This is a genomic window from Roseovarius sp. W115, assembly GCF_032842945.2.
GTDB classification, from domain to species: Bacteria; Pseudomonadota; Alphaproteobacteria; order Rhodobacterales; family Rhodobacteraceae; genus Roseovarius; species Roseovarius rhodophyticola.
The window spans coordinates 3,444,567-3,462,313 of the sequence record NZ_CP146606.1 but is presented as its reverse complement, the minus strand read 5'-3'; the positions used below and the strand labels follow the sequence as shown (position 1 = coordinate 3,462,313).

General features: G+C 56.9%; 15 protein-coding genes, 1 tRNA gene and 1 pseudogene. 7 read left to right on the top strand and 10 right to left on the bottom strand.

Annotation, left to right across the window (positions count from 1 at the left end; genetic code table 11):
- Window positions 1-12: 12 nt before the first annotated feature.
- From trpE to fabI, 7 genes are read right to left on the bottom strand one after another with little or no spacing between them, the layout of a single operon-like run.
- Window positions 13-1,524, bottom strand: a complete 1,512-nt coding sequence (trpE, locus tag RZS32_RS17595; protein WP_317054849.1) for an anthranilate synthase component I — start codon at window positions 1,522-1,524, stop codon at window positions 13-15.
- A gap of 12 nt (window positions 1,525-1,536) precedes the next feature.
- Window positions 1,537-3,378, bottom strand: a complete 1,842-nt coding sequence (locus tag RZS32_RS17590) for a peptidyl-prolyl cis-trans isomerase (protein ID WP_317054848.1) — start codon at window positions 3,376-3,378, stop codon at window positions 1,537-1,539.
- Window positions 3,379-3,436: 58 nt separating this feature from the next.
- A complete protein-coding gene (locus tag RZS32_RS17585; RefSeq protein ID WP_317054847.1) occupies window positions 3,437-4,630 on the bottom strand; it encodes an aminotransferase in 1,194 nt (397 codons plus the stop codon).
- A gap of 3 nt (window positions 4,631-4,633) precedes the next feature.
- Window positions 4,634-5,131 (bottom strand): xanthine phosphoribosyltransferase, encoded by a 498-nt coding sequence (gpt, locus tag RZS32_RS17580; protein ID WP_317054846.1) that lies wholly within the window; start codon window positions 5,129-5,131, stop codon window positions 4,634-4,636.
- An 18-nt stretch (window positions 5,132-5,149) separates the two neighbouring features.
- Window positions 5,150-5,752, bottom strand: coding sequence for a LysE family translocator (locus RZS32_RS17575; protein WP_317054845.1), 603 nt, complete (start codon window positions 5,750-5,752; stop codon window positions 5,150-5,152).
- Window positions 5,749-6,312, bottom strand: coding sequence for a hypothetical protein (locus RZS32_RS17570; RefSeq protein ID WP_317054844.1), 564 nt, complete (start codon window positions 6,310-6,312; stop codon window positions 5,749-5,751). The genes RZS32_RS17575 and RZS32_RS17570 overlap by 4 nt, the downstream gene beginning before the upstream one ends.
- A gap of 15 nt (window positions 6,313-6,327) precedes the next feature.
- Entirely contained in the window at window positions 6,328-7,134 is an 807-nt protein-coding gene (fabI, locus tag RZS32_RS17565) for an enoyl-ACP reductase FabI (protein WP_317054843.1), read from the bottom strand.
- A gap of 173 nt (window positions 7,135-7,307) precedes the next feature.
- Between fabI and pdxH the strand changes: the two genes are divergently transcribed.
- The 6 genes from pdxH to RZS32_RS17535 all read left to right on the top strand — a co-directional run bounded on the left by pdxH (window position 7,308) and on the right by RZS32_RS17535 (window position 14,236).
- The gene (gene pdxH, locus RZS32_RS17560) at window positions 7,308-7,913 is read left to right on the top strand and encodes a pyridoxamine 5'-phosphate oxidase (protein ID WP_317054842.1); all 606 of its coding nucleotides are present in this window, start codon (window positions 7,308-7,310) and stop codon (window positions 7,911-7,913) included.
- A gap of 120 nt (window positions 7,914-8,033) precedes the next feature.
- A complete protein-coding gene (locus tag RZS32_RS17555) occupies window positions 8,034-8,573 on the top strand; it encodes a cold-shock protein (protein WP_317054841.1) in 540 nt (179 codons plus the stop codon).
- 62 nt (window positions 8,574-8,635) lie between these two features.
- A complete protein-coding gene (locus RZS32_RS17550; RefSeq protein WP_422395926.1) occupies window positions 8,636-9,028 on the top strand; it encodes a DUF192 domain-containing protein in 393 nt (130 codons plus the stop codon).
- A 77-nt stretch (window positions 9,029-9,105) separates the two neighbouring features.
- A tRNA-Pro gene (locus RZS32_RS17545) sits at window positions 9,106-9,182 on the top strand.
- A gap of 549 nt (window positions 9,183-9,731) precedes the next feature.
- A complete protein-coding gene (locus tag RZS32_RS17540) occupies window positions 9,732-13,400 on the top strand; it encodes a vitamin B12-dependent ribonucleotide reductase (protein ID WP_317054839.1) in 3,669 nt (1,222 codons plus the stop codon).
- Window positions 13,401-13,672: 272 nt separating this feature from the next.
- Window positions 13,673-14,236 carry an ImmA/IrrE family metallo-endopeptidase gene (locus RZS32_RS17535; RefSeq protein WP_317054837.1) on the top strand — a complete coding sequence of 188 codons (564 nt, stop codon included), beginning with the start codon at window positions 13,673-13,675 and terminating at the stop codon, window positions 14,234-14,236.
- A 260-nt stretch (window positions 14,237-14,496) separates the two neighbouring features.
- On the opposite strand, the gene RZS32_RS17530 is transcribed toward RZS32_RS17535, so the two are convergent.
- The 3 genes from RZS32_RS17530 to rocF form a co-directional block, all read right to left on the bottom strand.
- On the bottom strand, window positions 14,497-15,153 hold the full coding sequence (locus RZS32_RS17530) for an FkbM family methyltransferase (RefSeq protein ID WP_317054836.1): 657 nt from the start codon (window positions 15,151-15,153) through the stop codon (window positions 14,497-14,499).
- A 71-nt stretch (window positions 15,154-15,224) separates the two neighbouring features.
- Entirely contained in the window at window positions 15,225-16,277 is a 1,053-nt protein-coding gene (locus RZS32_RS17525; RefSeq protein ID WP_317054835.1) for an ornithine cyclodeaminase, read from the bottom strand.
- Window positions 16,277-17,203 (bottom strand): arginase, encoded by a 927-nt coding sequence (rocF, locus tag RZS32_RS17520; protein WP_317054834.1) that lies wholly within the window; start codon window positions 17,201-17,203, stop codon window positions 16,277-16,279. The genes RZS32_RS17525 and rocF overlap by 1 nt, the downstream gene beginning before the upstream one ends.
- Window positions 17,204-17,318: 115 nt before the next feature.
- On the opposite strand from rocF, the pseudogene RZS32_RS17515 reads away from it, so the two are divergent.
- A pseudogene (locus RZS32_RS17515) lies at window positions 17,319-17,746 on the top strand (Lrp/AsnC family transcriptional regulator).
- Window position 17,747 lies beyond the last annotated feature (1 nt).

Here is a 17,747-nt window from a genome sequence, read left to right as displayed (position 1 = left end):
GGGGTCGCCCGATCAGCCATTGTCATCCCGGTCAAACCGTGCAGCATCGGCTGCGGCGCGCCGAATGGCGTTGGATTTGTGCACTGTTTCCATGAATTCGGCCTCTGGGTCGCTGTCGTAAACCACGCCGCCTCCGGCCTGGATATAGAGCTTTTGGTCTTTCACCACCGCCGTGCGCAGCGCGATGCACACATCCATATCGCCACCGGCGCTGAAATACCCGACGCCACCGCCGTAAACGCCACGCTTCTCCGGCTCCAGTTCATCAATGATCTCCATCGCCCGCACCTTGGGCGCACCCGAGACTGTGCCCGCCGGAAGCCCGGCCAGAAGGGCTGAGAGCGCGTCATGCTCCTCGCTCAAGTCCCCCACGACGTTTGAGACGATATGCATCACGTGGCTGTAGCGCTCGATGATGAACTCTTCAGTGGGATGCACCGTGCCGATCTTGGCCACGCGGCCCACATCGTTGCGCCCCAAATCCAGTAGCATGAGGTGCTCCGCCAGTTCCTTGGGATCGGCCAGCAAATCTGCCTCATGCGCTCTGTCTTCTTCTGGTGTCGCGCCACGGGGACGCGTACCCGCAATGGGGCGGATCGTAACCTCGCCATCCATCACACGCACAAGGATTTCCGGGCTGGCCCCAACCACCTGAAAGCCGCCGAAGTTGAAGTAGAACATGAAGGGCGACGGATTGGTGCGCCGCAGGCTGCGGTAAAGCGTGAAGGGCGGCCGCGTGAAGTTTTGTGTCCAGCGCTGGCTTGGAACAACCTGAAAGATGTCACCCGCGCGGATATATTCCTTGGCCGTTTCAACTGCCGCCTTGTAACCCTCACGCGTGAAATTTGACTGCGGCTCGGCCGTATCATCGGCCTCACCGAGATCGCGGGCCTGTTGGGGCAGGGCGCGTTCCATGTCGCGCACGGCATCCATGACACGCTCAGCCGCCTGCGCATAGGCCGCGCGCGCGCTTTGGCCCTCACTCACCCAAGCCGGGGATACCACTGTAACGTCGCCCTTGACCCCGTCCAGCACCGCAATCACCGAAGGGCGTTGCAGCATCGCATCAGGCAGGCCAAGCGGATCCGGGTTCACATTGGGCAGATGTTCGACCAGCCGGATCATGTCATAGCCCAGATAGCCAAAGAGCCCGGCGCTGGCGGCAGGCAGATCATCAGGTAGGTCGATCCGGCTTTCCGCAATCAGATCGCGTAGGCGGTCCAGCGGATCGCCCTCAAGCTGGGTGAACGCGTCGGCGTCATATCGTGCCTGTCGGTTGATGCGGCTGGTGGTGCCGTGGCATTGCCAGACAAGATCAGGCTTCATGCCAATGATCGAATAACGCCCGCGCACCTCGCCGCCGGTGACGGACTCCAGCATGAACGCATCGCGCGCCGCGCCGGTGAGTTTGAGCATAAGAGATACAGGTGTGTCGAGATCAGCCGCAAGCTTGGTATACACGACCTGGTTCTGGCCTGCCTCATAGCCTTTCGCAAAGGCCTCAAATGATGGGATCAGGTCCAATGTGGTCGTCCGTTACTGAAAGTTCAGATGCACGGCATTGATCGCCGCTTCGTCAATCTCGATGCCTGCGCGGCTGCGAATGTCAGTTGCCAGAATTTGCAGGTAGTCGCGTGAAACAGTGCCTGCCGCCTCGTTGCGAAGTTGCTGGATCACTTGCGTTAAATCCTCATCTGCTTCATCCGGAGGCTGAATGCTATCGAGTTTGAGCACAAAGACACGGCCCGGTCCACGGATCAGTGCCACTTCGCCTGCATCCATGGAAAACACGCGGTCAATGAAATCGGCAGGTGCATTGTCGACAAAACCCCGGCGGGTGAGCTCTTGCGTTCCAGTCACCGCCAGATCGACACCTTCAAAGGTCTTGCCGTCGCGCATCTCCTCGATAAGCGGTGTGACCTTTTCAACCAGAAGCTCAACATAGGTCTGGTTTTCCCATCCCGCGACAACCTCGTCACGCACGTCCTCAAGTGGCGCAAGTTCGGGCGGGATCGTTTCATCCAGCCGCATGGCATAGATGCTGCCATCATCAAGCTGCATGACCTCTGGAAAGTCGTTCTCGGTCAGTGACGCAGCAGCGGCGCGGAAGGCCTCATAGGCGGCGATGTCATCGCTGACGGTCGGGTTCCAGACGATCTCGGCCACCTGCATGTCGGTCTCTTCGGCGAGGTCCTCAACAGTCGCGCCGCCGGCAAGCAGGTCGTCAATACTGTCGACTTGCGATTCCACCACACGGCGGGCGCGGTCGGCGCCGACACTTTCTCGAAGCTGTGGCAGGGCGTCTTCAAAGGTGGTCTCCTGCGCCTCAAGAATAGCGTTGATACGGAAGAGCGCCGGGCCAAGATTGGTCTCAACGGGGCCGATGACGTGTCCTGTCAGACCAGCGAAAATAGCGTCAGAATTGTCACCCAGATCACGGGCCGTCACCACACCCATATCGGTGTCCGAGAGTTGCAGGCCGCGCTCTGATACAAGATCCGAGAAGCTGACCGTGCCCAATGCAACGCGATCTGCAGCCGCAGCTGCATCATCCTCGGATGGAAAGACAAGCCGGTCCACCATGCGTCGCTCTGGTTGGTTAAATTCATCAAAGCGAAGTTCATAAGCGTCGCGCAGGGATTGATCGTCAATCTCCACCGTGTCCACGATCATTTCCGGCGTGAGCCAGGCATAGGTGATGCGCTTGGATTCCGGGCGTGTGAAAAGAGCGGCGTTTTCCTGGTGGTAGGCTTGCAGATCGGCCTCAGTCGGCTCCGGTATGCCAATCTCTAAATCGTTGCGCGTCTGCAGGCTCCATGTAATGGCACGGCGTTCGCCCAGATAGGCGGCAAGCGTGTCGCCATAGGCATCAGGAAGCGTCACGCCCGCCAGAACAGATGCCTGCAGGAAGCTGCGCGCGGTGTCGCGGCGCATGCTTTCTTCAAAGTCGCGCTCTGAAAGGCCTGCCTGTTCGAGGGTAAAACGATAGGCCTCGCGGTTGAACTCACCATCGCCGCCGCGGAATTGTGGCATGGCAAGGATTTGTTCCCCGATCGCCTCATCTCCGACGGAAACACCGCTTGAAATCATTTCATGATCAAAGGCCGCCTGGCTGATGAGCTGGGACAGCACGCGTTCCGGCACACCTTCGGCACTGGCTTGAATAAAGCTGACAGGTTCACCACGGCTGGCTTGCAACGCGTTGATTTCCTGTTGCAGCCCGCGGAAATACTCATCGACCCGAATATCCGCCTCGCCAACCTTGCCAACGCTGCGCAATGTGCCCGACAGGCTGGTCACTCCAAAGCCGCCAAGCCCTAGAATGAGCAGGCCCATGAGAATCCAGACCAGTGGTTTGGTGATGCTTTTCGATGCCATGCTCTTCCTCGCCAGTGACGGTTCATGCGTCAGATTGACCGTGTATCTATTCGGTCTCTCAGGCTTGGGCAATAGGCCAGCGTAGTGCGGCTAGACGATCAAAGAGCAGGCCGACCTCAGTGCGGTTCACATTGGCGAAAGCAATGCGGAATTGGCGCGCTCCGTTTGGGTCTCCTTCGGGCTGAAACATCGTGCCGGGCAGGGCGAGCACACCGGCCTCTTGCACCAGCTTTGGCGCAAGGTCCTTGGAAGACCCTTCAAACGGGTGTCGCATATAGGCAAAATAGGCGCCGCAGCCCATGAGGGTCCATCCGGCCTCTGCCAGCTTGGGCATGTTGTCCTCAATGGCAGCGCGCCGGTCGAGGATTTCGTCGCGTTCCCCGGCCAGCCATTGAGAAAGGTTCTGCATGCCCCAAAGCGCCGCGATCTGGCCAAGCTGGTTGGGGCAGATCGTGACCGTGTCGAGGAATTTTTCGACTTCCGCCAAGAGGCGCGTGCTGGCCACCATGGCCCCAACGCGGTGGCCCGTCAGGCGATAGGCTTTGGAAAACGAGTAAAGCTGAATCAGCGTCTGGTCCCAATTGGGTTCCTGGAACAGCGCATGTGGCGCACCGGTGCGCGCATCAAAGTCGCGGTAGGTCTCATCGACAATCAACGCAATGCCATGCGTTTGCGCCAATTTGAAAATGGCCATGACAAGATCCGCAGGGTATTCCACGCCGCCGGGATTGTTGGGTGTGACCAGAACAATGGCGCGCGTGCGGTCGGTGATCAGGGCCTTGGCCTCATCCGGGTCGGGCAATAAAGCGGCATCAGTGGGCAGTGGAACGGCGCCAACTCCGGCCATATCCAACCACATTTTATGATTGAAATACCATGGGGTTGGCAGAATAACCTCATCCCCTTCAGAGCAGAGCGCCGTGATCGCCGCGCTAAAGGCCTGATTGCAGCCAGAGGTGATGGCGACCTGATCGGGTGACACATCCGCGCCGTATGCGCGACGCCATTGGCTGGCCACTTCGGCACGTAGATCAGGGCGACCTAAAACAGGGCCATAAAGATGCGCCTCCGGCGTATAAAGTGCCGCCTCGGCGATCACCTGCCGCAGAGCCTCAGGGGGCGGGTCGACCGGTGCTGCCTGACTAACGTTGATAAGAGGTCGGTCTTGCGTAAACTGCACGCCGTCAAGCCAGCGGCGTGCCTCCATTACTGGGGGCGAAAAGGTTGTTTGCGTGCGAGAAAGATGGCTCATATTTCAGGCCCCCCGATAGGGTTCGACATATTGCAGGGCCATATCCCATGGAAAGAAAATCCAGGTATCCTGGCTCACTTCGGTGATGAATGTATGCACCAGCTCACGTCCTTTAGGTTTGGCATAGACCGTCGCCACATGCGCCGCAGGCAGCAGTTTGCGGACCAGTTCCAGAGTACGCCCGGTATCGACCAGGTCATCAATAATGAGAACACCGTCGCCGTCGCCCATCAAATCCATGTCCGGAGATTTTAGAATCACCGCCTCGCTTTGAGTTTGATGGTCATAGGATTTCACGCTGATCGTATCGACGGCGCGCACATCAAGCTCGCGCGCAATGATCATCGCCGGGGCCATGCCGCCCCGCGTGATCGCCACAATGGCACGCCAGCCGTCTTCCGGAGCTTCGCCCTGCAAACGCCAGGCCAGCGCGCGCGCATCTCGGTGTAGCTGATCCCAGCTGACGTGAAAGCCTTTTTCATGGGGCAGGCGGTCGGTCATGGCAGCCGTCCTTTTGAGTTATCGATTCAATAAAAGTCGCAAGCCGAGTGCGCCGAGCACCAGGGCAGCGATACGATCAAAGATTGGTTTCAGCCGCAGGTAGCCCGCACGTGCAGGGGGTGAGGCCAGTGCGGCGGCCATAAGAGCATAGACGACAAGTTCGACACAGAAATGATTGAGAACAATCAAGCCTTTCTCAGCCAGACTTAATCCTTCGGGGAAGATCACGATCAGGACTGAGGCGGCGAAGAGCACCGACTTGGGGTTTGCCAGATTGACCAGAACCCCACCCCAGAAGGCCTTGGCCCCCGGCTGCGCAGCTTCAGAAAGCGGTTCCTTGGCGCTCTTCCAGATCGACCAAGCGAGGTACATCAGATAGAGCGCGCCGCCGATCTTAAGAGCCGTGTAGATGAACGGGAAAAGCCGGAAGATCACATCAAGGCCCAAGAGCGCGGCACCGGTCCAGGCCGCCGCAACTAGCCCAAGACCGGCCCCAGTCGCAACGCCTGTCCAAAATCCACCAGAAACGGCCTGTTTGATCGCAAATAGAAAGGCCGGTCCTGGCGCGGCCATGGCGGCCAGCAGGGTCAAGTTGAAGGCGATCAGATGCGTAAGTGTCATTGCAAGGCTCCTTTGTCGCGCCGCAAAAGAAGTGCAGAGACGATCTTTGTCTCTACCCCCTCAATTTCCAGCGTAACCACTTGAGCGCCTGCCATCAATTCTGGTGCCAGAAGTATCAGTTCTACCTCGTTTTTAGCGACTTCAGCACTGTCGTTTGCGGGTTTGTTGGCCGAGATTTGTGGAACAAAGCGAATGTCGCAGTCTTTGTGCGGCGCCTTTTCTTCTGGTGTGGCGAAGTCTGAAGCGGCGGCAAACGCGCTTAGATGATCTGGCTTGCCAAGCATTGCCAACCCGCCGGGCTCTTGAATCATGGCATCCAGTGGTTGGTTTTTAATCGCCATCTGCCCTTCTCCAGAGGGTGTGAATTGAAACGTGATCGCTTCGACATGTCCGCTTGGCCCGTGTTCTTTGACACCGGCCACATGGACCCGTGATGCCACAACTTCTGACATCCATGTTCCAGCGATATGCTTGCTCAGTGTTTCGGGGTCAGCGCCGCAAAGTTCTTGCGCGCGCAGCGGCATAGCAGCCATGACGAGCAAGAGTGTTGCGAGTCGCATTGGGAGCCGCAATCCTTACGTCTTGTCGATGTCTGGTGCGTCCACCGCCTTCATTCCGACCACGTGATAGCCTGCATCCACATGCAGGTTTTCACCTGTGACACCGCTGCCCAAGTCAGAGAGTAGGTAAAGCGCTGATTTGCCGACATCGCCTATGGACACATTGCGTCGCAGGGGAGAGTTCAGCTCATTCCATTTGAGGATGTAGCGGAAATCGCCAATACCAGATGCGGCAAGCGTTTTGATCGGACCCGCGCTGATGGCATTGACGCGGATCCCGTCCTTGCCCAGATCTTCGGCCAGATATTTGACGGACGCTTCAAGAGCGGCTTTGGCCACGCCCATCACATTGTAATGCGGCATGACCTGCTCTGCGCCATAGTAGGTCAGCGTCAGCATCGCGCCGCCATTGTTCATCATCTTCTCGGCGCGCTGTGCCACGGCCGTAAAGGAATAGACCGAGATGTCCATTGTCATCATGAAATTGTCGCGGCTTGTGTCGACATAGCGGCCGCGCAGCTCGTTCTTGTCGGAAAACCCGATGGCATGAACGACGAAATCGAGATTATCCCAGCGATTTTGCAAACCAGAGAAAAGTTCATCGATTGAGGCCGGGTCGCTCACGTCACAGGGCAGAACGATGTCAGACCCCAGTTGCTCAGCCAGAGGCGAGACACGCTTTTTCAGGGCATCTCCTTGATAAGAAAAGGCTAATTCGGCGCCCTGTTCTGCACAGGCCTTGGCAATGCCCCATGCGATGGACTTGTCATTGGCAAGGCCCATAATCAGCCCGCGTTTGCCTGCCATCAAAGAGTTCGACATATCATACCCCCGGCCCGTGTTTTTTAGTGTATAGTTGCTTTAGGCGATCAAACCCGCAGCATCAAGAGCCAGACGGTGTACCTCGTTTGGACAGGTTGACACGCATGTGGATTTGCAACGTCAGATAGACGGGACAGTTTAGGTTAACGAGTCTGGGACTAAGGGACAGTTACATGAGCGAGAGAGACGGGAAGTTTGCCGGAGATGATCCGTTTGCTCTGGCCCGTGCGTGGTTGTCCGAAGCAGAGGCCAGCGAGATCAATGATCCTAACGCGATGGCCTTGGCGACCGTTGATGAGACGGGATTGCCCAATGTGCGCATGGTGTTGCTTAAGGACATTTCGAACGATGCGTTCTGGTTCTATACAAATTACGCAAGCGCAAAGGGGCGCGAAATTGAGACCTGCGGCAAGGCGGCTCTCGTGTTGCATTGGAAGTCTTTGCGCCGTCAGATCCGGGTTCGCGGCACCGTAACAAAAGAAGAAGGCCCTGAGGCAGATGAATATTATGCCTCGCGATCCCTCAAAAGCCGTTTGGGGGCGTGGGCGTCACGGCAGTCAGAATCGCTTTCGTCACGCGCACACCTCATGGCAGAGGTCGCCAAGATCACGGCCTTAAAAGGTGCCAACCCTGATCGTCCGCCTTTTTGGGGCGGATTTAAAATCACACCGGTGGAAATCGAGTTTTGGGCCGATGGAGCATTTCGTCTGCATGATCGCTTTGTCTGGCGTCGTGAGTCGGACGCAGATTCCTGGAATATTGAGAGGCTCAATCCATGACGTTGACGTTACGCCAAATGCAACACTCTGGAATGCAAGTATATTTATGCGCGAAATCCCCTTTCGCCCCTTTTGAAAGTAGATTAGATTTAGGCCTCGAACTTGGGTGGGACCACTGCGGTGACTGAAGACACTCCAACAACGCGCACGGTTCATGGCCGAGTGAAATGGTTTGATCCTGTGAAGGGATTTGGCTTTGTCCTCGCGGATGAAGGCGGCCCAGATATTTTGCTTCATGCGAATGTGCTTCGGAACTTTGGACAAAGTTCTGTCGCAGACCGTGCCGGTGTTCTTCTGGAAGTGCAAAAGACAGAACGCGGCGAGCAGGCCGTCGAAGTCCTTGAGATCGAGCCCCCCGAGGATATCGAGACATCTGGCTTGGCCGATCTTGATGATATCGACCCAGAAGTCATCCGCTCTGCGCCGCTGGAGCCTGCGCGGGTGAAGTGGTTTGATAAAGGCAAAGGCTTTGGGTTTGCCAATACCTTCGGTCGTGACGAGGACGTGTTTGTACATGTCGAAGTGCTGCGCCGTTCAGGACTGGCGGATCTGCAACCAGGTGAAGCGCTTGCAATCCGCGTGATCGAAGGTAAGCGTGGTCGTATGGCCACGGAGGTTTGCGGATGGGAAACCGCGGTAAAGCAGTCAAAAGACTCCTAACATCAATACTGCTGTTTTTAGCACCCGTTTCGGCATTGGCAGAGGCGTGCCGCGAAGATCTTGTGCAACTCCGCGGGGATTGGGGGCAGGCGCAGTTCACCGTTGAAGTGGCCGACGATCCCTCCGAGCGCGGCCAGGGATTGATGCATCGAGACTCTTTGCCGCCAAGTGCGGGGATGCTCTTTGTTTATGACAAACCAGATGAGGTCAGTTTCTGGATGCGCAACACGCTCATTCCATTGGACATGATCTTTGTCGATGCCATGGGCGTTGTTCAGCATGTGCACCACGAGGCTGTTCCGCTGAGTGAAGAAAGCATTTTTGGCGGGGATATGATCCAATATGTGCTTGAGGTGAACGGCGGTTTGGCGCGCGCATTTGGAATCACTCAGGGCACAGAATTGCGGCACCCCGCTATAGCTAACGCAAAGGCGAAATGGCCCTGCGGGTCGTGAAGCAGCACAATTTTTTCCATTCCGTGTTCACTGGGCCTTTTCAAACCGAATAAACCTCGCTAGAGGGAGGCACGGTCCGGGGCGTGGCGCAGTCTGGTAGCGCACCTGTTTTGGGTACAGGGGGTCGTAGGTTCGAATCCTGCCGCCCCGACCATCCTCCTAAAAATGCGATTCTCTGTCTCTTCCTCTGTGGCTTGTTTGCAGCGGTTCTCTGTATTTGGAAGTGGGACTGCGTCTCGATAAAAATACATCCAAGTGAATACCCAGTGCTTGGTGAGCAGAACATGTGGTGATGCTTTGCGTTCGTTTGCCACGATAAGCCGTCGTGGCTAAAGAGCTTTTTATGGGCGGGAGCGGAACTGACTTTGTGGTTATCACAGCTTCGTGAATCACTTGCTGTAAAATCCCGATCTGTGGAAAACCCCAGTCAATATGAAATTTTTGCAAATTGGCCAAAAAAATCCGTTGACCTGCTATGGTCACATACGTCACTTTGTGTGAGCTGGTCGACAAGCCACAAGATATAGTGGTGCGAGGCAAGGCAGGGACACACACCCAATTATACCTTCGGATAACCCGGGGACTACGGCTGTATGCGCATTGGTGCAATGGCCTGCCGGGATGTGTGGTTCTTGGTTTCCACCGACTGGCACGCCCTAAAGAGGGGGCAGGTTAGACACAATTTGGCTACGGGGCGCAGCTGATGAAGATCGATCGCAAATTTACCAAAGCAGGCAAAGACGCATACGCGGATATTGAGTTTGTCGAAACAAGCTCGGAGATCCGGAATCCAGATGGAACAACAGTATTCAAGCTGGATGACGTTGAAGTCCCGGCGAGTTGGAGCCAGGTGGCGAGCGATGTGATCGCGCAGAAATATTTTCGCAAGGCAGGCGTGCCCACCGATCTGAAAAAAGTGGAAGAAGAGGGCGTGCCGGAGTTCCTGTGGCGCTCGGCCCCCGCAGCGGAGGATACGCCGAAAACGGGTGAAACCAGCGCCAAGCAGGTGTTTGATCGCCTTGCAGGGGCGTGGGCCTACTGGGGCTGGAAAGGCGGTTACTTCTCTGACGAGAAAGACGCGCGTGCCTATTTCGATGAAATGCGCCACATGCTGGCCCGTCAGATGGCGGCACCCAACAGCCCGCAATGGTTCAACACGGGTCTGCATTGGGCTTATGGCATCGACGGACCGGGGCAGGGTCACCACTATGTGGATTACAAGACCGGTGAGTTGACCAAGTCGACCAGCGCTTATGAACACCCGCAGCCGCATGCCTGCTTTATTCAGTCTGTGGCCGACGACCTTGTGGGCGATGGCGGCATCATGGACCTTTGGGTGCGTGAGGCGCGTCTCTTTAAGTACGGCTCCGGCACAGGCACCAACTTCTCGTCGCTGCGCGGCGCGGATGAGCCGCTCTCAGGTGGTGGCAAATCCTCGGGTCTGATGGGCTTTCTGAAAATCGGCGACCGGGCGGCGGGTGCGATCAAATCCGGCGGGACCACACGTCGCGCGGCCAAGATGGTGATCTGTGATGTGGATCACCCGGATGTCGAGGACTTCATCAATTGGAAAGTCATTGAAGAGCAGAAAGTGGCGTCCATCGTTGCAGGCTCCAAGATGCATGAGCAAAAGCTCAATGAGATCTTCTCAGCCATTCGCACATGGGACGGCAGCACCGAAGATGCGGTCGATCCAGCAAAGAACGAGAGCCTGAAAACAGCTATTCGCGGCGCAAAAAAGTCTGCCATTCCAGAGACATATGTCAAGCGTGTGCTCGACTATGCACGGCAAGGTTACGACAGCATTGAGTTCCCCACATACGATACGGACTGGGATAGTGAAGCATACGCCTCCGTATCGGGGCAAAACTCCAACAACTCGATCCGCGTTACCGATGCTTTCCTCTATGCGGTTAAGAAAGACGCTGATTGGGAGCTGACCAACCGGACCGATGGCACGGTGGCCAAGACCATCAAGGCGCGCGATCTTTGGGAAAAAGTCGGCCACGCGGCGTGGGCCTGTGCCGATCCGGGCATTCAGTATCACGACACGGTCAATGCCTGGCACACATGCCCCGAAGACGGGCAAATTCGCGGCTCCAACCCGTGCTCGGAATACATGTTCCTCGATGACACGGCCTGTAACCTTGCGTCTATGAACCTGTTGCAGTTCTACGATGGCGAAACATTTGACGCGGAATCCTATGTGCATGCCACACGGCTCTGGACTCTGACCCTGGAAATCTCGGTGATGATGGCGCAGTTCCCGTCCAAAGAAATCGCGCAACTGTCCTACGAGTTCCGCACTTTGGGTCTCGGCTACGCCAATATCGGCGGCCTTCTGATGAATATGGGCCTTGGCTATGATAGTGACGAAGGTCGTGCGCTTTGCGGGGCACTGACTGCGGTGATGACCGGCGTGTCCTACGCCACCTCGGCGGAAATCGCAAAAGAGCTTGGCCCGTTTGCAGGCTATAAGCGCAACAAGGATCACATGCTGCGCGTGATGCGCAACCACCGCAATGCGGCCTATGGCGCCACGGAAGGCTATGAGGAGCTCGCTGTGAAGCCAGTTCCGCTCGATCTGGCCAACTGCCCCGACAATCGTTTGGCGGATCTGGCCATGGCTAGCTGGGATGAGGCGCTGAAGCTCGGTGAAAAGCACGGCTACCGCAACGCACAAGCCACCGTGATCGCCCCCACAGGCACCATCGGTCTGGTGATGGATTGCGACACCACGGGGATTGAGCCGGACTTTGCTCTGGTTAAGTTCAAGAAGCTCGCGGGCGGTGGCTACTTCAAGATCATCAACCAGTCTGTACCTGCAGCCCTTGAAAAGCTGGGCTATGGCAGCGCGCAGATCGAAGAAATTGTGGCCTATGCCGTCGGACACGGCACCATCGGCAACGCGCCGGGCGTGAACCACACGTCTCTCACCGGCCATGGCTTTGGTCCCAATGAGCTGGCCAAGATCGACGCCGCCGTGGGCAGCGCTTTTGACATTCGGTTCGTATTCAACCAGTGGACGTTGGGCGAAGAATTCTGCCAAAACGTGCTGGGCATTCCGGCAGAAAAGCTGAATGATCCCACCTTCGATCTTCTGGCGAGCCTGGGCTATTCAAAGGCCGACATCGAGGCCGCAAATGACCATGTCTGCGGGACCATGACGCTCGAAGGGGCGCCACATCTGAGCAAAGACCACTACCATGTGTTCGATTGTGCCAACCCCTGTGGCAAGAAGGGCAAGCGCTTCCTGTCGGTAAACTCACACATCGACATGATGGCGGCGGCACAGTCCTTCATCTCGGGCGCGATTTCCAAGACGATCAATATGCCCAACGACGCCACCATCGAGGATTGCCAGGAAGCCTATGAGCGCAGCTGGCAGATGGGGGTCAAAGCCAACGCGCTTTATCGTGACGGCTCCAAACTGAGCCAGCCTTTGGCGGCGGCTTTGGTTGAGGATGATGATGACGCCGCGGAGGTGCTGGAATCCGGCACCCCGCAGGAAAAGGCACAGGTTCTGGCCGAGAAGATCGTCGAGAAGGTGATCGTCAAGGAAATCGTCAAATCGCACCGTGAGAAAATGCCGGAGCGGCGCAAGGGCTATACTCAAAAGGCGACCGTGGGCGGGCACAAGGTGTATCTGCGCACAGGCGAGTATGAGGATGGCCAGCTTGGCGAGATCTTCATCGATATGCACAAAGAGGGCGCGGGCTTTCGGGCGATGATGAACAACTTCGCCATCGCGGTCTCGGTTGGCCTGCAATACGGTGTGCCGCTTGAGGAATTCGTGGATGCCTTCACCTTCACCAAATTCGAGCCGGCGGGCATGGTGCAGGGCAATGACAGCATCAAGAATGCCACCTCGATCCTCGACTATATCTTCCGCGAACTGGCGGTGAGCTATCTGGATCGCACCGACCTGGCCCATGTCAAACCCGAGGGCGCATCCTTTGATGACCTTGGGCGTGGCGAAGAAGAAGGTGTGAGCAATATCAAGGAGATGTCAGGCGAAGCTGCGACGAACTCTCTGGAGGTGCTCAAGCAGATCAGCTCCACCGGCTACCTGCGCAAGCGTCTGCCTCAAGAGCTTGTCGTGCTCAACGGCGGTCAATCCATCGGGGCCACAGCGCTGGCCGGAGCCGACCCTGAAGTGGCGCTGCAAACGCTCGTGCCGGAAACGGCAGAGGCCGCCGTTGCCGTGAGCGCGTCTGTCACCACCACCGCCACCACCATGGACGCGGCCACCAAGGCCAAGATGCAAGGCTACGAAGGGGATCCTTGCGGCGAATGCGGAAACTACACGCTGGTGCGGAATGGGACATGTATGAAGTGTAATACATGTGGCTCGACGAGCGGTTGTAGCTGAGGAGGATGGACTGATGACCTTTCCAGAATCCATAGGATTTGCAGCGTCAGTCTGGGCACTGGTGCAAGCGGGTTGGTTTCTCTCGAGTTGGGTACTGCGTGCCGCCAAAGGCATGGTAAAAAAACCTACTCATTGATATTAAAGTACAAAATCGTGCGCGCAGAAAGATTGGTTGAGCTTGAAGAAAAAGAAGCTGTGCTCAGAATAGTGGTTTCTGAAGTCGATGGCTTGAGAGAGACCTTAGAAAGTGGTCCGGCTGAAAGGATCGCTTCATGACGGTCGTAAATTTCAAACATGATACCCGAATTTCAGACAGTGACCGCGGCATCCTGAGAGAGTTTACTTCTGAGTTAGGCGGAGATCCTGTGCATCTGGCGCATCGTCTGGGACTGAAAGTTTTCGAAGAAAACCTTCACGAATCTGTAAGCGGGTTTATTCAGTTCGACGAGACGTGTGGGTCAGACTCAGGATACAAAGTAGTATTGAACTCTGTTCACTCAGTGGCACGCAAGAAATTCACTTTAGCCCATGAGTTGGGGCATTTTGTGCTGCATAGAAACAGCGATCATTTCCTCGAAGATAAGAAGCGTTCTGCGGAGATTTTCGATTTTGCATCGGGTTACAGGTCAGGAGATGGGTGGGACTATTCGCAAGACTTTCCGAAGGCTTTCGAACGAGAAGCCGACGTTTTCGCTGCGAACGTGTTGCTTCCAGCCAATCTACTCAGGAAAACCGCGGAATTTATCGAAGGCACACCAGCTTCACTTGCACGAAGATTAGATTTGTCAGTCCCATTCGTGGCTCGCCGCTTTGAAGAAGTGAGATTCGAAGCATGAATGCGCGCCATACAAGTTTAAAGTGCAAGTAACTCAACACGCGCACCCAAGCGCGCCAGGGACCGGCCGGTGTCCCCAAGATAGCCGCCGGTCCCGACGAAATCGGGCAAGACGCTAAAAAGCGTCGCCCAAAGCCACACGGGGCGGGTGCGCTCGCCCCTGACGGCGCTCAGGCCGCAGGCAGAAACCGGGCGGTACAAATAGTGAGCCTGAGTGGCGAAACTCTGACCGGGGGGCTTTATGCCCCCGTTTTTCTTTGTTTATTTACGCTTGCGCCATTCTTCCCAGACAAAGGGATAAACCCAGGCGCAGTCATGCGTGGCGCTGAGTGTTTCGCGAATGGCATCGCGTTTGGCAATGAACCCTTCGTCAAAGAGATGAAACTGCACCTGCAGCTTGCCCACTCGGGTCATCACACCGCTGTCGATCAGTGCAGGCAAAAGATCATATTCGCCGCCTTCGATATTCATCTTCATGAGTTCGATGGCGGGAATGTCATGCGCCTCGAAAAACTCCTGAACGGCGTGAATAGGCGCCTCAATGTCGCCACCGCCATCCGCGACGGCAGAAGAGGCATTGTCAGCATCCGACAGCTTCATGGTGTCCGCCTTTGACCCCAGCGCGAAGGGATGCACGGATATACGGAATTTGCCATCGTACTTGGCCTCTAGTGCCTCAGCAAACCGGGGGTGTGGCTCAAAAATATGCATCTTTGCGTCCGGGGCATCGGCCAGAACAATATCGGTCCACTCGCCTTTGTACCCGCCGAAATCAAACACGGTCGGTTCTGGTGGAAGGTCTGCATAGGCCTTCAGCCGCTCTGCCGCATTGTCCCGACGCCACGCTTTGAACGCGTCGTAAAACACGCCTTTCCAAGGGTTTTTACGCCGGTCGAGCCATTTCTTGAGGGATGCCATTGGAGGTGCCTGTCCGTTTTGCAAGCGGGTGTAGTGGCATGTTCCCCGTTAGGCAACCCAAGTGCGCAAGGTCAGGCCCCTGCGCGCTGTACCATGCCGAAAAGGTCACGTGGGTCGTCCGGGTCGGCGAGCAGGTCCAGCTCTATGAAACATCCGGCATCATGGATATGATCGCGCACGTAGCGCAGCGCCGAAAAATCCTCGATGGCAAAGCCAACGCTGTCAAAGAGCGTGATCTGACGATCATCGGTGCGGCCTTTGGCCTTGCCGGTGAGAACCTGCCAGAATTCGGTGACCGGATGGTCGTCGTCCAGCTGCTGTATTTCTCCTTCGATCCGGGTCTGTTCGGGGTATTCCACAAAGATATCAGACCGATGCAGGATGGCCGGAGCCAACTCGGTCTTGCCGGGGCAGTCCCCGCCGATGGCGTTGATATGGACCCCTTCGCCCACCATGTTGTCCGTCAGAATTGTTGCGCATTGCTTGTCCGCCGTGCAGGTGGTGATGATCTGAGCACCTTCCATGCTGTCTTCGGCGCTGGCGCAGGGCACCACGTTCAGACCAAGCCCCTGCAAGTTGCGCGCCGCTTTTTCGGTGGCTTTCGGGTCACTGTCCCACAGTTGCACGGTTTTCAGCCCACAAAGCGCCTTCATGGCCAGGCTCTGAAACTCCGACTGCGCTCCATTGCCGATCATGGCCATCGTGTCAGCGCCTTTGGGGGCGAGGTGTTTGGCCACCATGGCTGAGGTGGCCGCCGTGCGCAGCGCTGTCAGGATTGTCATTTCGGTCAGAAGAACCGGATAGCCCGTATCAACATCCGCCAAGAGGCCAAAGGCCGTCACGGTTTGCAGCCCTTCCTTGGTGTTCTTGGGGTGGCCGTTGACGTATTTGAAGCCATACGCCTCGCCATCCGAGGTGGGCATAAGTTCAATCACACCCACATCCGAATGGCTCGCCACGCGCGGGGTTTTATCAAAAAGCTCCCAGCGTTTGAAATCGGCTTCGATGTAATCCGCCAGGCCGATCAGCATAGGTTCAATGCCAATGTGATGCACCAGCTTCATCATGTGATCGACCGAGACGAAGGGGACGAGGGCTTTGTCAGAGGGGATTGGATTGGTCATCAGAACACCCCTGTTGGGCGGTCAAAGACGCGACGGCCAAGCGCCGAGGCGGCGAGGTCGACCATGACCTGTGCCGTGCGGCCGCGTTCATCTAGATGCGGGTTCAGTTCCACCAGGTCCAGCGAGGTCATCAAGCCGCTGTCGCAGATCATTTCCATCACCAGATGGGCCTCTCGAATGGTCGCGCCACCCGGAACCGTGGTGCCCACGGCGGGTGCGTAGGTCGGATCGAGGAAATCCACATCCAGCGAGACATGCAAAGCTCCGCCAGCGCGGGCCACATCGTCAAGGAAGGCCGCCAGCGGGCGGGCAATGCCTTTCTCGTCGATTGTGCGCATGTCATGACAGAGTGCGTCGGTGTCCTGCAGAAAAAGACGTTCATCGGGGTCGACTGACCGCAAGCCAAGAAAGCAGATATTGCCAAAGGGCACAGGGTTGCGCACCTCTGGAAACCCGCCAAACCCTTCGCGACCACTGGCATAACCCAGGGGCGTCCCATGCATGTTGCCCGACGCGGTCGTCTGCGGCGTGTGGAAATCGGTATGCGCGTCGAGCCAGAGCACGAATTGCGGTTTGCCCGTCTTGGCGGCGTGATTGGCTGCACCGACCACTGTGCCCAGGGACAGGCTGTGATCGCCCCCAAGGAACACTGGCAGGCCTTCGGCCATAGCGCGTTCGGTTGCGTCAATCAGCGCCGTTGTCCAGCCGATGGTCAACGCAGGCTCAAAGATATGCTGCGGCAGGCTTGCAGGCACATCTGCGGGTTCAGCCGCGACATTGCCCCAATCCTGGACGTCGAGGTCCAGATCCTCCAGCGCTGTCGTAAGCCCGGCAACACGGTAAGCATCCGGCCCCATCAGGCATCCGGCACGTTTCTTGCCACTGTCCACAGGGGCACCAACCAAAATACAGCTGTTCTTCTTCATGCGTCGTTTCTCCAGAATCTTGCATATAGAATGTTTTCGATTTGTGGGTTTTTGAAGCGATCATTTTGCACTAAACGAAACCAGCTTTGACAGAATGAAAGGCTATGATTGCGAAATGGACGAAAAAGACCGCAAGTTACTGTCTGCGTTGCGTCACGATGCACGGGCGTCCTTATCAGAACTCGCCGGGCTTTTGGGGGTCTCGCGGACCACGGTGCGCGCGCGCATAGACCGGTTGCAAGCCCGAGGCGACATCATTGGGTTCACCGTGCAGGTGCGCGGCGACACGCATCGCGATGCGGTGCGGGGTCTGATGATGCTGGGCATTGAGGGCAGGGGGCGGATCGTATCGTGCGTCACCTGAGCGGGATCAGTGCCATCCGCGCGGTCCATAGCACCAATGGACGCTGGGACCTGATCGTTGAGATCGGAACGAACACGCTGGAAGAGCTTGATGATGTGCTGAGCGCGGTCCGCCGGATTGAAGGTGTGGCCACGTCAGAGACCAACCTTCTGCTCAACACGAAAAAGCAGGCCGGGTAGG

What these genes read in the sequence shown, in the direction of transcription:
- RZS32_RS17590 (WP_317054848.1), bottom strand. Translation starts at nt 3,378, where the DNA reads ATGGCATCGAAAAGCATCACCAAACCACTGGTCTGGATTCTCATGGGC.
- RZS32_RS17585 (WP_317054847.1), bottom strand. Translation starts at nt 4,630, where the DNA reads ATGAGCCATCTTTCTCGCACGCAAACAACCTTTTCGCCCCCAGTAATG.
- gpt (WP_317054846.1), bottom strand. Translation starts at nt 5,131, where the DNA reads ATGACCGACCGCCTGCCCCATGAAAAAGGCTTTCACGTCAGCTGGGAT.
- RZS32_RS17575 (WP_317054845.1), bottom strand. Translation starts at nt 5,752, where the DNA reads ATGACACTTACGCATCTGATCGCCTTCAACTTGACCCTGCTGGCCGCC.
- RZS32_RS17570 (WP_317054844.1), bottom strand. Translation starts at nt 6,312, where the DNA reads ATGCGACTCGCAACACTCTTGCTCGTCATGGCTGCTATGCCGCTGCGC.
- fabI (WP_317054843.1), bottom strand. Translation starts at nt 7,134, where the DNA reads ATGTCGAACTCTTTGATGGCAGGCAAACGCGGGCTGATTATGGGCCTT.
- pdxH (WP_317054842.1), top strand. Translation starts at nt 7,308, where the DNA reads ATGAGCGAGAGAGACGGGAAGTTTGCCGGAGATGATCCGTTTGCTCTG.
- RZS32_RS17540 (WP_317054839.1), top strand. Translation starts at nt 9,732, where the DNA reads ATGAAGATCGATCGCAAATTTACCAAAGCAGGCAAAGACGCATACGCG.
- RZS32_RS17535 (WP_317054837.1), top strand. Translation starts at nt 13,673, where the DNA reads ATGACGGTCGTAAATTTCAAACATGATACCCGAATTTCAGACAGTGAC.
- RZS32_RS17530 (WP_317054836.1), bottom strand. Translation starts at nt 15,153, where the DNA reads ATGGCATCCCTCAAGAAATGGCTCGACCGGCGTAAAAACCCTTGGAAA.
- RZS32_RS17525 (WP_317054835.1), bottom strand. Translation starts at nt 16,277, where the DNA reads ATGACCAATCCAATCCCCTCTGACAAAGCCCTCGTCCCCTTCGTCTCG.
- rocF (WP_317054834.1), bottom strand. Translation starts at nt 17,203, where the DNA reads ATGAAGAAGAACAGCTGTATTTTGGTTGGTGCCCCTGTGGACAGTGGC.